14 protein-coding genes and 1 pseudogene are annotated in these 14052 nt (G+C 71.3%); 9 read left to right on the forward strand and 6 right to left on the reverse strand.

Translation table 11 applies throughout. From position 1 onward, the window contains the following. Positions 1-120: 120 nt before the first annotated feature. Entirely contained in the window at positions 121-1308 is a 1188-nt protein-coding gene (locus JOD64_RS19395; RefSeq protein WP_307813501.1) for a zinc metalloprotease, read from the reverse strand. A 294-nt stretch (positions 1309-1602) separates the two neighbouring features. Between JOD64_RS19395 and JOD64_RS19400 the strand changes: the two genes are divergently transcribed. Both JOD64_RS19400 and JOD64_RS19405 read left to right on the forward strand, forming a co-directional pair. Next, entirely contained in the window at positions 1603-3852 is a 2250-nt protein-coding gene (locus JOD64_RS19400) for a putative bifunctional diguanylate cyclase/phosphodiesterase (protein WP_204943511.1), read from the forward strand. Between the two features lie 50 nt (positions 3853-3902). Then, positions 3903-4661 (forward strand): MerR family transcriptional regulator, encoded by a 759-nt coding sequence (locus JOD64_RS19405; RefSeq protein WP_204943512.1) that lies wholly within the window; start codon positions 3903-3905, stop codon positions 4659-4661. A gap of 15 nt (positions 4662-4676) precedes the next feature. Here JOD64_RS19405 and JOD64_RS19410 read toward each other — a convergent pair whose 3' ends face one another. Beyond that, positions 4677-6041 (reverse strand): serine hydrolase, encoded by a 1365-nt coding sequence (locus JOD64_RS19410; RefSeq protein WP_204943513.1) that lies wholly within the window; start codon positions 6039-6041, stop codon positions 4677-4679. Positions 6042-6197: 156 nt separating this feature from the next. On the opposite strand from JOD64_RS19410, the gene JOD64_RS19415 reads away from it, so the two are divergent. Continuing rightward, positions 6198-6482: a putative quinol monooxygenase gene (locus JOD64_RS19415; RefSeq protein ID WP_204943514.1), complete on the forward strand. Its 285-nt coding sequence runs from the start codon at positions 6198-6200 to the stop codon at positions 6480-6482. 22 nt (positions 6483-6504) lie between these two features. Here JOD64_RS19415 and JOD64_RS19420 read toward each other — a convergent pair whose 3' ends face one another. Beyond that, positions 6505-8046, reverse strand: a complete 1542-nt coding sequence (locus tag JOD64_RS19420; protein WP_204943515.1) for a gluconokinase — start codon at positions 8044-8046, stop codon at positions 6505-6507. A gap of 171 nt (positions 8047-8217) precedes the next feature. Here JOD64_RS19420 and JOD64_RS19425 point away from each other — a divergent pair, with 171 nt between their 5' ends. The 4 genes from JOD64_RS19425 (at position 8218) to JOD64_RS19440 (ending at position 12637) form a co-directional block, all read left to right on the forward strand. Next, positions 8218-9375: a hypothetical protein gene (locus tag JOD64_RS19425; protein WP_204943516.1), complete on the forward strand. Its 1158-nt coding sequence runs from the start codon at positions 8218-8220 to the stop codon at positions 9373-9375. Between the two features lie 45 nt (positions 9376-9420). Beyond that, on the forward strand, positions 9421-9966 hold the full coding sequence (locus JOD64_RS19430) for a WapI family immunity protein (RefSeq protein ID WP_204943517.1): 546 nt from the start codon (positions 9421-9423) through the stop codon (positions 9964-9966). A 171-nt stretch (positions 9967-10137) separates the two neighbouring features. Beyond that, positions 10138-11274 carry an epoxide hydrolase family protein gene (locus tag JOD64_RS19435; protein ID WP_204943518.1) on the forward strand — a complete coding sequence of 379 codons (1137 nt, stop codon included), beginning with the start codon at positions 10138-10140 and terminating at the stop codon, positions 11272-11274. A gap of 157 nt (positions 11275-11431) precedes the next feature. Then, positions 11432-12637, forward strand: a complete 1206-nt coding sequence (locus tag JOD64_RS19440) for a hypothetical protein (RefSeq protein WP_204943519.1) — start codon at positions 11432-11434, stop codon at positions 12635-12637. 6 nt (positions 12638-12643) lie between these two features. Here the strand turns inward: JOD64_RS19440 and JOD64_RS19445 are convergent, their stop codons facing one another. Next, the gene (locus tag JOD64_RS19445; protein WP_204943520.1) at positions 12644-13072 is read right to left on the reverse strand and encodes a VOC family protein; all 429 of its coding nucleotides are present in this window, start codon (positions 13070-13072) and stop codon (positions 12644-12646) included. A 20-nt stretch (positions 13073-13092) separates the two neighbouring features. Further along, a pseudogene (locus JOD64_RS19450) lies at positions 13093-13170 on the reverse strand (VOC family protein); the annotation flags it as partial. A gap of 56 nt (positions 13171-13226) precedes the next feature. Here JOD64_RS19450 and JOD64_RS19455 point away from each other — a divergent pair. Next, positions 13227-13580, forward strand: a complete 354-nt coding sequence (locus tag JOD64_RS19455; protein WP_204943521.1) for a type II toxin-antitoxin system RelE/ParE family toxin — start codon at positions 13227-13229, stop codon at positions 13578-13580. Further along, on the forward strand, positions 13577-13876 hold the full coding sequence (locus JOD64_RS19460) for a helix-turn-helix domain-containing protein (protein ID WP_204943522.1): 300 nt from the start codon (positions 13577-13579) through the stop codon (positions 13874-13876). Before JOD64_RS19455 ends, JOD64_RS19460 begins: the two co-directional genes overlap by 4 nt. A 37-nt stretch (positions 13877-13913) precedes the next feature. Here the strand turns inward: JOD64_RS19460 and JOD64_RS33525 are convergent, their stop codons facing one another. Next, positions 13914-14042, reverse strand: coding sequence for a hypothetical protein (locus JOD64_RS33525; protein WP_275581519.1), 129 nt, complete (start codon positions 14040-14042; stop codon positions 13914-13916). Positions 14043-14052 lie beyond the last annotated feature (10 nt).

The raw sequence follows: 14052 nt of genomic DNA on the forward strand, positions 1-14052 counted from the left end.
CCCGCCGTCCCCTGGCCGGCACCGGGTTGCCCCGCGCGCCGTGGAACCGCTCCGCCGGTCGCTGACCACATCCGTCGCGCATCACCCTGCCACCGATACCGGTGGGTGACCGTCCGCCGGTCAGGTGGCCGCCATCGGTGCCGGGGCGAACATGGGCGGTGTCGGGTCGGCCGCCCGGATCGCGGCAACGACCTGGGTCAGTTGCCGGAAGTTGCCGCCGGCCGCCCGGACGTGGGTGTCGGCATCGGCGTGGTTGCCGAGGTGACATTCGGCGATGGCCCGCAGGAGAAACGCGACGCTGCACAGGTCCGGCGGGTCGACACCGGGCCGGACGTCGAGAACCAGCGACCGTGCCTGCTCCGGCCGTTCATTGAGCAGGTGAGCCAGGCTCATGGCGACCCGAGCAGACAACCTGTGCGGCTGCACGTGGCAGCCGAGCTGGGCCATTTCCCAGATCTCCAACACCTCTCGGTGTGCGACCGGCGATCTGGTCACCACCGCGGCGTACAGGTACCACAACCCGAACTGGACGCTGAGCACCTGCCCGATCGCGGCGGCGGCCCGGGGGTCGGTGCTGTCGGCGCGGGCCAGCGCCGCGAGGTGCTCGGCGTCGGCCATGAGGTCCGCAGCCGAATGCCAGTGTCCCGTGCTCCAGCGCCGCCGGTAGGCGGCGAGCGCGACTCGCGGGTCGTCACCGTCGAGAACCGGATCTCCGGGACGGCCGCCGTCAACCTCCCCGTGGCTGAGCGTCCGCAGGGCCCTGGCTATCTCCTCCTGGTAGTAGGCCGCCCGGAGCACGGCGGTGGTGGCAGTTGGCGCCAGGAGCCAGCGGAGCAGGTTGCGGCCGTCACTGTGGGGCGATGTCCAGGGAACGAGGTTGACCAACCCGAGCAGCGCCCCGACAATCGCCGCGCCGATCACCGCGACCCGTGTCAACGGTGTGCCCAGCAACGTCGTTGCGGCACCGAGCGCCGTCGCGGTGCACAGATTCGTCATCGGGCCACCGAGGTAGAACAGCACCATCCGCAGCGGCAACGCGGTCGCCGACGGTGCCGGCCGAACCCACACTTCGCTCCGCCAACCGGTGAACGGCACGATGCGGACCGCGACGACCGGCAGGTGCAGCAGCTTCGCCACGACGAGGTGCCCACACTCGTGCAGGACGACGTGCAGCCACAACGACAGGCAGGTGAGGCCGACGGCGACGATCGCCCCGGTCAGGGACTCGGTGACGAACAGCGCGAAGAACACCGCTTCCAACACCAGGAGGATGGATGCGACGACCAGCCGTCGGCGGGGGGAGGTCACCGGGGAGATGGTACGGCGGAACAGGTCCAGGCGTGGGTACGTCCATCGCCGAGCCCCTCGCGCATAGGCGGGCTGGCCCGGGCTACGCGGCTCCCCTGTGGCCGGACCGGCTTGATCTGCACGGCCGTCCGGACCTTGGCGGGCACCCCGGGCGCTGGCTAGGCTTTCGGGGTTTGCCGTGGACAGGTCCGCCGAGGGCGCACGTACGACGAAGAGCCGGAGCGACCGTGTCGCGACAGGACGTGAAGCAGGCCGCGGGGGAGCGAACCCCTGACGAGCCGACCGGCGGGCCGCGTGCCGGCCACTGACATCGCGCCGGCCCGGCTGAGCCGCGTCGGGCTGGTCGTCGCGGGCTCGGTCGTTCTCCTGGAGGCGCTCTGGCTCGTCGCCGCCCTGCCCGGAGCCGCGCTGGTCAGTGACGTCGGCGCGCTGCTGATCGCCGGGTGGGCGACCGTCGCGTGTGCCGGCGTAGGCCGTCGACATCCGGCCCCGCTGCGCAGGTTCTGGACGCTGCTCGCCGTCACCATGGCGCTCGCCGCGCTCGGCCGGGCCATCTGGACGGTGCAGCGGCACGTCGGCGGCGACCTGCCGCACACGCCGGTGGTCGGGGTGGTCTTCACCGCCGGAATCCTCACCGGCACGGCCGCGCTGCTCAGCTCGCCGTCCGCGCCACGGACCGCGGTCGGGCGGGCCCGCACGTTGCTGGACGGGGTGATCGTCGCCCTGGCCCTGGTGCCGATCGGTTGGGTGCTGGTCTTTCGGGGGGTCGCCGCCGCCGAGTTGGCCGACCCGGCGCGCACGCTGGGGCTGCTCTACCCGATGTTCGATCTGATGCAGCTCACGATCCTGGTCGCGGTGTCCGGGCCGGGCCGGCCGATGTGGCGGCCGATGAGCCTGCTCGCGGCGAGCCTCACCCTGCGGGTCGTCGCCGACGTCGCCTACGTCTCGTTGGTCGCCCGTGCCGACTACGCCGCCGGTCACCCGATCGACCTGTGCTGGCCGGTGAGCTACCTGCTGATCGGCCTGGCCACCCGGAAACCGCCGCCGCCGGACTGCGACGGCACCGACGACACCGCCGAGTCGCCGCTGCCGCCCTGGTGGCGGGTGGCGTTGCCGTACCTGCCGGTGGGCGGGGCGATCGTCGCGGTGGTGCTGGCCCGTCGGCCCACCGGGCAGACCCCGCACCTGGTCTTCGTGACCATGATGGCGTTGCTCGCGGCTCTCGCGGTGCGGCAGGGGTTGGCCGCCAACGAGAACCTGCGGCTGGTGGTCCGGCTGCGCCGTCTCGCGTACGGCGACCAGCTCACCGGGCTGCCCAATCGGCTGCTGTTCAACCGACGGCTGCGCCTGGCCCTGCGCGACGGCCGACCGGTGGCCGTGCTGCTGCTCGACCTGGACGGGTTCAAGCAGGTCAACGACCGTTTCGGGCACGCGACCGGCGACACCCTGCTGACCGGCCTGGCGGCCCGGATGCGAGCTGCCGTGGCCGGTGACGGCACCATCGCCCGGCTCGGTGGGGACGAGTTCGCGGTCCTCGTCGACGCCGATCGACCGGTCGCACCGGAGCGGCTCGCCGAGCGACTGCTGGACGCGTTGCGGCCCTCCGACGGCGACGAGGACGTCGGGGTGCACCCGTCGGCGAGCATCGGCATCGCCGAGTACGGCCCGCAGCACGCCTCCCACAGCGACCTGTTGCGCGACGCCGACATCGCCATGTACGCGGCCAAGGCGGCGGGGAAGTCCGCGTACCGGACGTGCACCCCGGCGTTGCGTGAGTCGGCCGTCTCCCGTGCCGAGCTGATCGCCGACCTGCGTCGGGCGGTCGACGAGGATCAGTTGCACCTTGAGTTCCAACCCATCGTCGACCTGGCCACCGGCGCGGTACGCAGCGCCGAGGCGCTGGTGCGGTGGCGGCATCCCCGCCTGGGGATGCTGCCGCCGGCGAAGTTCCTTCCGCTGGCCGAGGAGACCGGGTTGATCCTGCCGATCGACCGGTGGGTGATCCACGAGGCGTGCCGGGCGGCGGCGACCTGGCGGGGTCGGGCGCCGGAGGCGACCGTGGCGGTGAACATCGCCGCGGCACACCTGCGCCGGCCGGACCTGATCGCCACGGTCACCGCGGCCACCAGCGCCGCCGGGCTGGCGCCGCGGGCGTTGACCCTGGAGCTGACCGAATCGGCGCTGATCGAGGGCACCGAGGCGGTGCTGGAACGGCTGCACCAGCTCCGGGAGTTGGGCATCCGGATCGCCATCGACGACTTCGGCACCGGCTACTCGTCGCTGAGCTACCTGCACCGCATCCCGGCGACCGAGCTGAAGATCGACCGGTCGTTCGTGGCCCGGTTGGGGTCGGACGAGCGGGCGTACGCGACGGTGGAGATGGTCACCCGACTGGCCGGCGCGTTCGACCTGGCGGTGGTCGCCGAGGGGGTGGAGACCGAGCGTCAGCACGAGGCGGTCACCGCGATCGGCTGCCCGCGCGGTCAGGGCTATCTGTACGGGCGGCCGGACGTCCCTTCCATGGTGGGCCAGAATCGGGCTTGACCCTGACGTAGCGGCAGGCGGCAGCCTGGTTCCCGGAAGGGAGGGGAACCATGGCGTACACGGTGGGTCAGGTGGCGAAGGTCGCCGGCGTGACGGTGCGGACGTTGCACCACTACGACGAGATCGGATTGCTCTCGCCCAGCGGGCGGACCCTCGCGGGTTACCGCCGCTACGACGACGCGGACCTGCAACGGCTGCAACTCGTCCTGTACTACCGGGAGTTGGGTTTCCCGCTTGAGGAGATCACCGCGATCATCGACGACCCGGCGGCCGACCCGGCCGCGCACCTGCGCCGCCAGCACGAACTGCTGACCGGACGGGTGAAGCGGTTGCAGGAGATGGTCACGGCGATCGAGTTCGCGATGGAGGCGAGCAAGTTGAACATCCAACTCACCCCGGAAGAGCGGTTCGAGGTCTTCGGTGACGTCGACCCGGAGGAGCACCAGGCCGAGGCGGAGCAGCGGTGGGGTGACACCGAGGCGTACCGGGAGTCGAACCGGCGGGTTTCCCGCTACACGAAGGCCGACTGGCTGCGGTACAAGGCGGAGAACGAGGACTGGGGCCGGCGGATCGTCGCGGTGCTGGCCTCGGGCGTGCCGGCGGACAGTCCAGAGGCGATGGACCTGGCCGAGGAGCACCGGCAGCTCATCGGCCGCTGGTTCTACGAGTGCACGTACGAGGGGCACACCGGGTTGGCCGACATGTACCTGGCCGACGAGCGGTTCACCGCGTACTACGAGAACATCGCCCCGGGGTTGGCCGTGTACCTGAACGAGGCGATCCACGCCAACGCGATCAGCCGCGCGTGAGTCGGTGCGGTCCGGTCAGTTTGACCGGACCGCACCGGGGGTCACCAGGAAGTCGTAGACGGTTCGGGCCATCCGCCGGACCGTCTCGTCGCCGGTGGCCATCGGCCCGGCGGTGAGGAACGCGACGGCGGTCTCGGTGCCGGGGATCAGGTAGTAGCCGACGTCGTGGGAGGCGTCCGGCAGGTCACCGGTCTTGTGGGCCACCGGCACCCCGGGTGGCAACGCCGCCGGGATCTTGGTGTTCAGGGTCTGCTCCCGCATGAAGCCGATCATCAGGTCGCGGGAGGCGGGGGTGAGGATCTCGCCGTCCCAGACCGCGCCGAGCAGGGATACCACGTCGTCCGGGCTGGTGTAGTTCTCCTCACCGCGTTGCGCCGCCGCGCTGTCGAGCATCCTGCGGGCCAGAATGGTGGATCGCTGGTTCATCGAGTCGATCAGCGCGTTGACCGGGGCGAACCCGCCCAGGTAGGTGATCAGCACGTTCGCGGCGACGTTGTCGCTGTACTTGATCAGGTACTGGGCGAGCCGGTGCAGGGTGACCACCTGCGGGAACGTCTCGAACTGCAGCTGACCGGTGCCGCCGACCACGTCCGCCGGGGTGACCAGCACGCCGTCGTCGAGGGAGACCTGTCCACAGTCGACTCGGCGCAGCAACTCGACCAGGATCCACAGTTTGATCACACTGGCCGCCTTGGGGCGGAGCGCGCCGTTGACGGCGATCTGCTGGTCGCCGTACCGGTCGGACAGGTCGCGGACGGTGACTCCGGCCGGGTTGAGGCTGGCGTCGGCGACCACCCGGGCGAGTTGCCCGCTCAGCGGGAACAGTTGGGCTCCCGCGACCGGGTCGGTGGGCGGCTGCGGGCTGGTGACCACCACTCCGGTCAGCTCGACCGGTGGGCGGTGCCGGCGGATCAGCTCAAGCGTGCCCTCGCTCCGGCCGACCAACGGCACCCGGTAGCGGTAACCGGTGCCTCCGACGACGATCTCACCGCTGGCCACCCCGGCGGCGACCCGCATGCCCGGGTCGGCGACCCGACCGGTGTCGCCGTCGCAGGCGCGGTAGCGCACGGTGTGCCCGAGCGAGTCCACCGCGAACACCCCACCGGGGAACGACAACCAGGACACCTCGCTGGTCGGCGGCCGCTCCGGCGTCGGCTCCAGGCCGGGCTCGTGGCCCTGGGCGTCGTCGGGCTCAGCCGCGTACCCCGGCTCGGTCTGGTGTGTCGGCTCCGCGCGGGGCCCGTGGCCCGGGCCGTCCGCGGTGGCCGGCCCGGTCGTCGCGACCACAGCGAGCGCGACCGCCGCCGTCAGCCACTTCAGGGGTACGTGGGCCGGGATCCTCAGCGGCGAAGATGAGCGCCTCTTGTCGCTTTTTCTCACGTTTGCACGATATGAAGCGAGGGGGGCCGCTGAGGCCGGCGGGAAGCGGGTCACCCGTCCGGGCGGCGATGTCCTCGGAGGCGACATACCTCACAGGTATAAATATGACTCTGTGGTATCTCACGCATCAGCGGCACTCCAGCCCGGGGAGAGTTCATGTTGATCATTGCCGGCAGTCTCCGGGTCGAACCGGCAGCGCGCGACGCCTACCTGTCCGACTGCTCCCCGGTCATCGCGCAGGCGCGCGCCGCCGCCGGCTGCCTCGACTTTCTGCTCGCGGCCGACCCCTTGGAGCCGGGCCGGATCCACGTCTACGAACGCTGGGAGTCGCCGGAGCAGTTGGCGGCGTTCCGCGGCTCCGGCCCGAGTGACGTGCAGACCACGGCCATCCTCGACGCCGACGTGCACCGCTACCTGATCTCCGGCGTCGAGGCACCCTGACCGCAGACCGCGCCGGCGGTGCTCACATCGGCGTTCCGGGGCCGGTGGGTAGGCCGGGTGCCAGCCGGCGCATCGAGGTGAAGGCGGGAACCAGCGCCTCATACAGCTCGGCGAAGAGCGGCAGCAGCGCCGCGTAGGTGGCGGCGGCGGCCGGGTCGGGGCGGACCGTCTCCTCGATTCGCACCAGGTCGGCGGCCACGTCGATGCTGGGGATCAGCCCGAGCGCCTGCATGCCGAGCAGTGCCCCGCCGAAGCTCGACCCCTCGTGCCCGGCCGGGAAGCTCACCGGCAGGCCGAGCACGTCGGCGAGCATCTGCCGCCACAGCCCGCTGCGGGCGAAGCCGCCGCTGGCCCGGATCTCGTTGACCTCGTTGCCGGCCGCGCGTACCGAGGTGAGCACCAGCGCGAGCTGCTGGCAGACCCCCTCCATGGCGGCCCTGATCAGGTGCTCGCGGCGGTGGGCATGGGTCAACCCCACGTACGCGCCGCGCGGCAGCGCGCTCCAGTGTGGCGCCCGCTCGCTGTGCAGGTACGGAAGCATGATGAGCCCGCCCGAGCCGACCGGCGCGCGGGCCGCGAGGGCGACCAGATCCTCCTCGGAGTGTTGGCCCAGATCCGGGGCGAGCGCGGCACCCGCCCACTTGAGGACGATGCCACCGTTGTTGATCGCACCGCCGACCGTCCAGCGGTGCTCGGTCAGCGCGTAGCAGAACACCCCGCCGAGCGGGTCCACGCCGGGCCGCTCCACCATCACGCGCATCGCGCCGCTGGTGCCGATGGAGCAGGCCACCATGCCGGGGTGCACCGCGCCGAGACCCAGGTTCGCCAGCGGTCCGTCACCGGCGCCGACCACCACCGGGGTGCGTTGCGGCAGCTCGGTGATGGCCGCGGCCTGCGGGGTGAGGCCGGGCAGCACGGTGGTGGTGGCGACCAGTCGGGGCAACTGCTCCGTGGTGATGCCGGCGATGGCCAGCGCCTCGCTGTCCCACTCCAGCCGGTGGATGTCCAGCAGGCCGGTGGCCGAGGCGATCGAGTGGTCGGTGACCAGCGTGTCGCAGAGCCGCAGCAGCACCCAGTCCTTGATGCCCACCCAGTGCGCGACGCTCTCGAAGAGCTTCGGCTCCTGCTCGGCGAACCACAGCAGCTTGGGCAGCGGCGACATCGGATGCATCGGTGTGCCGGTGCGTCGGTGCAGGGCCAGCCCGGACGGCACCGCGCGCAGCCGCTCTGCCTGCCGGGTCGACCGGGAGTCCGCCCAGGTCAAGGATGGGGTGAGCGGGTCGCCGGCCGGGTTCAGCCCGATCAGGCTGTGCATGGCGGAGCAGAAGGCCAGCCCGGACACCGGCACGGCCAGCTCGGCCACGACCATGCTGATCGACTTGAGCACGGCATCGAGGATGAGTTGCGGGTCCTGCTCGGCGTACCCGGGTTGCGGGTTGTTCATCGGGTAGTCGGCCAGGTGGCTGGCGAGTTGCCGCCCGGACGTGTCGTACGCGTTGGCCTTCGTGCTGGTGGTGCCGATGTCGACGCCGATCACCACTCCGGGCAAGGTGACTGGCGGCACGACCGGCACCCCCCTCGGTAAAGATGAACGTCGACACCAGTATCGCCCAATCGTGTTAGTTGCTCCGCCGATCGGCCATTTCGCCCGTTGTGGCGTGTCCGGCTGGCGCGCCGTGCCTGTTAACCCGTGTGACACCCCCAGATTGGTGGCCTACGCGACGAAGGAGTCGGCGTGGCGAAGACTGATTCGACGGGTTCCACCTGGCGGTACCGGTGGGCGCACCGGCAGAACGTGCGGCGGGTCAGCACGTACCGCGGCGCCGAGAGGGCGTGGCGGCGACGCGACGACGAGTTACGGCGGCTGCGCGCCCTCGCCGCCGACTTCCACGGCTCCGCCGCGGCCGGTGCCGGCCTGCCCCTGGAGTTGGCCACCGACGAGGTGGTGCTCTGGGCACTGCCTGCCGCGCAGTTGGTCGAGGTACGGCACACCACCGTGCTGCCCGCTCCGGACCTCACGGTCGCCCCGCCGGCCGGGCCGCTGCGCCCACGCCGCCCGGACGGCGTACGCGTCACCGACGCCGGCATGGCCGTGATCACCAGTCGGCGGTTGGTGCTGCTCGGCGGACGAGGCCGGCGCGACTGGGCGTACGGCCGGATGACCGGTCTGGCCCACGACCCGGCGTCGCCGGTCACCCTGATCCAGGTGCTGGACCGGCGGCGTACCTCCGGGTTGCTGCTGCCCGCCGACGCGGCGCCGGACTTCCGGTTCAAGCTGACCCTGGCCTTCGCGGACGCGATCGAGCAGCGCGCCGCGGTGCTCGACCAGGTCGACGAGTTGATCGCCGAGCACGCCCAGCTCAAGCCGTTCCGGCCGGCGGTGAACACGCCGGGGCAGGCCCGGCTGTCGTCGTTCGTTCCCGGTGGTCGACGGACCGTCGCGGTGGCCGCGGCCCTCGCGCTGCTGGTGCCGGCGGCGCTCATCGAGTCGGACCCGTCCGACCCGACCGGCGGCCCGGAGGTCGCCGTCGCCGCCACCCCCAGCGCGTCGCACGAGTCGACCCGCCCGGCGACCCCGCCGACCCCGGCGACCCCGGCGCTCGCGCGCAGCATCCCCACGCCGAAGCTGGCGAAGTCGCCCCGCCCGGCACCCAGCCCGACCCGGGGCCCGCGCTGCGGGGCGCCGGAGAACCCGTTGGGGTACAACTTCTGCGGCGGCACCCGGATCCGTCGGCCCGCCGCCGAGGTGTGCGACTGGTTCGACTGCGTGCCGCAGTTCTGGGCCGGTCGGGGTTACCTCGTGCAGTGCCGCGACGGTTCGGTCAGCCTCGCCGGCGGCGGGCCGAAGGCCTGCGGGGAGCACGGTGGGGTGCGGCGAACGATCACGAAGTGACCGATTTGGGAGTTAAAGTCTGCTTCGGTCGGCCACAATGATCGAGTGGAGATCCGGTCTGACGATGGCGCGCGGGTGCGGATACGCCCCGTCGGCTACCAGCCTGGCATCGACCCGCCCGACGACCCCGACCGGGCCGAGCCCGGCTGGCACGACTGGCTCCTCATCGAGGTGGACGCCCGCACCGCCGACGGTCAGACCTGGTCGCACCACTACCCGAGCCTCATGGTCGAGGAAGCCCGAGCACTCGGCGGTTGGCTGCACGGTCAGGCCACCGCCGCCCTCGGGCTGAGCGCCCCACCGGCACTGGTCCGCTTCACCGAACCCAACCTGGCCCTGCGCACCCGGGTGCTCCGCCGCCGCCGGCTGGAGTTGATCGTGGAATTCTCCGCCGAGTCGCTGCCGCCATGGATGCGTCGCCCGTCCAACGCGATCTACCCGCTGATCCTCACCGTCTCCGCGGACGCCCTCAGCACCGCCGCCGAGCAGTGGGCCGAACACTGCGAGGCGTACCCGCCGCGTGCCCCGTCGAGGTTCCCCGCCAGGGGCCCGCTGTCGGGGCCGGTGAACCATCCGCGCCGCGCCGGCTGACCGGGCGGCCCCGCGTTCACGCTCGGTCCTGGGATGGATAGGGTGATCATCGTCAGCCACGAGAAGGAGGTGAGCCCGGTGAACACCCATCGTCATTCCTGGGCGCTCTTCTCGGCCGTCCCCCTCAGCTGACCTCTCGCGTCGGGGAGCGCCCTCCTTATCGGAGGACCAATGTCTGTCTCTTCCTTCCGCATCGACGTATCCGATGCGGTCCTCGACGACCTGCGGGCCCGACTGGCCCGTACCCGCTTCACCGACCGCAGCGGCCACCAGCCGTGGCAGGGCGGCGTCGACCCCGACTACCTGCGGGACCTGGTGTCCTACTGGCACGACGGGTTCGACTGGCGAGCGCGCGAAGCCGAGCTGAACGCGTACCCGCAGCACGTGGCCCTCGTTGGCGGCCGGAAGCTGCACTTCCTGCACGTCCGCGCCGCCCGTCCGGCGGGTACGCCCACGCCGTTGCCGTTGCTCCTCAGCCACGGCTGGCCCAGCAGCTTCGTCGAGATGCTGCCGCTGGTCGACCGACTGACCGACCCGGCCCGGCCCGGGGGCGCGTTCGACGTGGTGGTGCCCTCGCTGCCTGGCTTCGGCTTCTCGGAGGTCCCGGACGAGCCGGTGACCCGGGCTCTGTTGGCTCGGACGCTGCACGAGCTGATGACCGACGTGCTCGGCTACGAGCGTTACGGCGCCTTCGGCGGCGACGTCGGGGGCGTGGTCACCGGTTGGCTCGGTGCCCTGTACCCGGAGCAGGTGGCCGGCATCCACATGATCCATCCACCGTTCCCGGCCAGCTTCGACGCGCGACCGCTGTCAACGGCCGAGCAGGCGTACCTGGAGGCCGAGGCCGCGTACGACGAGACCGACGGCGGCTACAGCGCCATCATGGGCACCCGCCCGGACACCCTCGCGGCGGCGCTCGCCGACTCGCCGGCCGGGCTGGCCGCCTGGCTCGTCGACAAGTACCGGGACTGGAGCGACAACCGCGGGGACCTGGCGAACAGCATCGACCGGGACACCCTGCTCACGATCATCACGCTGTACTGGGCCACCGGCACGATCGGCTCCTCGTTCCGGCAGTACGCCGACTTCGCCCACAACACCCCACGACCCATGATCGACGTGCCCGCGGCGTTCACGGTGAGCACCGAACCCTCGCAGGCCAACATGCCCCGCTCGATCGCCGAGCGGGCCTGCACCGACATCCGGCACTGGAGCGAGCCGGGCCGGGGCGGGCACTTCATGCCGTTGGAGGAGCCGGACCTGCTCGCCGGTGAGATGCGGCAGTTCTTCAGCTCGCTGCACCGGTAGTCCGTGCCCTGACCAGGGGCGGAGCCGGTCCGATCGGGGCCCGGCTCCGCCGCTGTCGGGCGTGATCCTGCAATTCTCTCCTTTCGGGCGCAACGGGATGCATCGATCACGGTCGCGTTCCCTGTCACGTACGTGAGCGGTTGTACCGCGTGTGACCGTGACCTCTGTGGAGTGCGCTCCCTGGCGGCTCGCCTGGGCCGAGCGCGAGAACCAGCGGCGGCAGCGCGCGTACCGGGACGCCACCGACGCCTGGCAGCGCCGCAACGACCACCTGGGCCGGCTCCGCGTCGAAGCCGCCAGCTTCCTCGGGTGTACGCAGCCACGCACCGGCCTACCCGTGGACCTGGACGCCGACGAACTCGTCTTCCGCGTCGTGCCCAGCGCCAAGCTCGTCGAGGCCGAGGCGCGACACCTCCCCGGGCTGCCCGCTCCGGGCCCGTGCGACTTCGCTCCTACCTCGGATGAGGCGCTGCCGGCGGGTCTGCGAGTCGTCGACACGGGCATGGCAGTCGTGACCAGTCACCGGGTGGCGTTCGCCGGGAGTGAGCGTCGGCGCGAATGGACGTACGCGGACCTGGTCGGCGCCGCCCACCACCCCGACGTCCCGGTCACCCTGCTGCCCGACCACGGTCGGCTTTTCGGGCTGCTCGTCCCGGCCAACGCGGTGGTGAACTTCCGCTTCTATCTCGCCCTCGCGGCTGCCTCGGCTGCCGGGGACCGCGCTGAAGTGGCCACACAGCTCGACGCGCTGCTGGCCGCCCACCAGGACGCCCGGCCCACGCCGATGCCCGTGGCGGAGCCGGACGAGGCGCCGCTGACGGCGGTACGCCCCGACCGCCGAGCGCTCGGTGCCGCCGCCGTCGCGACGATGGTGTTCGCGACGCTCGGCCCCGGCGCTCTGGGGACCGGCGCCATGGCTCCTCAGGCGTTGGGATTGGAGCAGGCCGGGCCTGCGGCTGTGGCTGAAGCGGTCCTCGTCCCGGTCCTCCCCGTCGGGCCGGTCGCGCCGAAGGCCAGGGCCGGATCGGTCAGCCGTGCGATGCCGACCCGGCCTTCCGCCCCGTCGCCTGCCCGGCAGGTGGTGCTGGTGGCCCGACCGGTGGCCGTCCCGGTGGTGGCAGCACCCGACCCCTTGGCCGTCCCGCCTGCGGCCCCGGCAGCGCCCGTCAGCTCGATGCCGAACCCTGGCCCGGTGCCCACCACCGACCCGCCCAGGCCAGGCCTCCCGACGCCATCCACCACGTCGGCCTCGCCGACGCCGACCGGGACGCCTCCGTCAGACGCGAGACTGCTGACGGTCTGCCTGGACCCGTTGCAGCTTCCACTGCTGGACCAACTGCTCTGCCCGTCGCCGGCGCCCTGATCCGACTCAGTCCATGGCGCCGAAGTCAGGGACGGTCAGGCTGCCGTCCGGGGCGAGCGTGAAGCCGGGGTTCCAGGCGATCTCCCACAGGTTGCCGTCCGGATCGGCAAAATAGCCGGCGTAGCCGCCGTAGAACGTCTCCCGCGCGGGCTTGGTCACCGTGCCACCGGCGGCTGCCGCCGTGGCCATCACCTCGTCGACCTCCGCCCGGGAACGGACGTTCTGGGCCAGGGTCAGCGCACCGGTGCCGGGGCTGGCGATGCCAGCGTCAGCGGCCAACTTGTCGCGGTCCCAGAGGACCACGGCCAGACCGCCGGCCTGGAAGAAGACCGTCTCCTCGACCCCCTGGCCCTGCCAGCCGAGGTGCTCGTAGAACGCCTTCGAACGCGCCACGTCCGTGACTCCCAGGGTGACCAGACTGATCCGCTGCTCCATGGTCGTAACCTAACGCGCGATCACTCGGGGGAGTGGCAGACGGCCTCGACGTTGTTGCCATCCGGGTCGCGGACGAACGCGGAGCTGAAGTCATTGGGCGACACGCTCGCGAATGAAGCTTGTCGATAACCATCCAACCCATAGCATTAATGCTATGGGTTGGGGTAGCGTGGAGCTGGAACCAGAGGTCCGAGACTGGCTGGAGGAACTACCAACCGCCGACTTCGCCCGAGCGGCGTTCTACATCGATCTCTTGGCTGGCCGAGGCGTACTGCTCGGCGAGCCGCACAGCAGACAACTCGACGGCAAGTTGCGTGAGCTGCGTTTTTATCTAGAGCGCGACGCGGTTCGCGTGACGTACTGGATAGCCTCCGACCGGAGGATCATCCTGCTCACGGTGTTTCGCAAGACGCGGATGCGGGAGGACCGGGAAGTCGAGCGGGCTCGCCGCGCATATGAGCGGTGCGTAGCGGAGCGGCACATTGTGAACGAGGGGGCAGAGCGATGAGTGATCGCCTGGACTGGAACGACCTACGCGAGCGCCGGATGGCGGAGCCAGGGGCGGCCGAGACCTACGAGGCCACCCGGATCGCCTTCGAGCTCGGTCAGGAGGTGCGCCACCTGCGTGAGGGGCACGGGTGGAGTCAGAGCCAGCTGGCGCACGCTGCAGGCATGACTCAGTCCGCGGTTGCCCGCTTCGAAGCAGGTGGGACTATGCCGACCCTGCCGGTTTTGGAGCGCCTCGCGCGCGCCCTGGACAGGAGGCTGGACGTCAGGTTCACGCCGAACGCCGACGCCGCCTGACAGGGTGAGTCGTCCGGCCCGGTCTGGCCATGCGGTGCTACTTGCTGCGTGAGCGTAGGAACAGGATGACGACGATGGCGACCACGACGAGGGCGAAGAAGCCGATCAGCACCGGTGTGGCGACAGGCGACTTGGGTCCGCCAACTACGGCAAGATTCTCCAGCATGTCGATCTCC

Origin of the sequence: Micromonospora luteifusca (assembly GCF_016907275.1) — a bacterium.
Lineage (GTDB): Bacteria > Actinomycetota > Actinomycetes > Mycobacteriales > Micromonosporaceae > Micromonospora > Micromonospora luteifusca.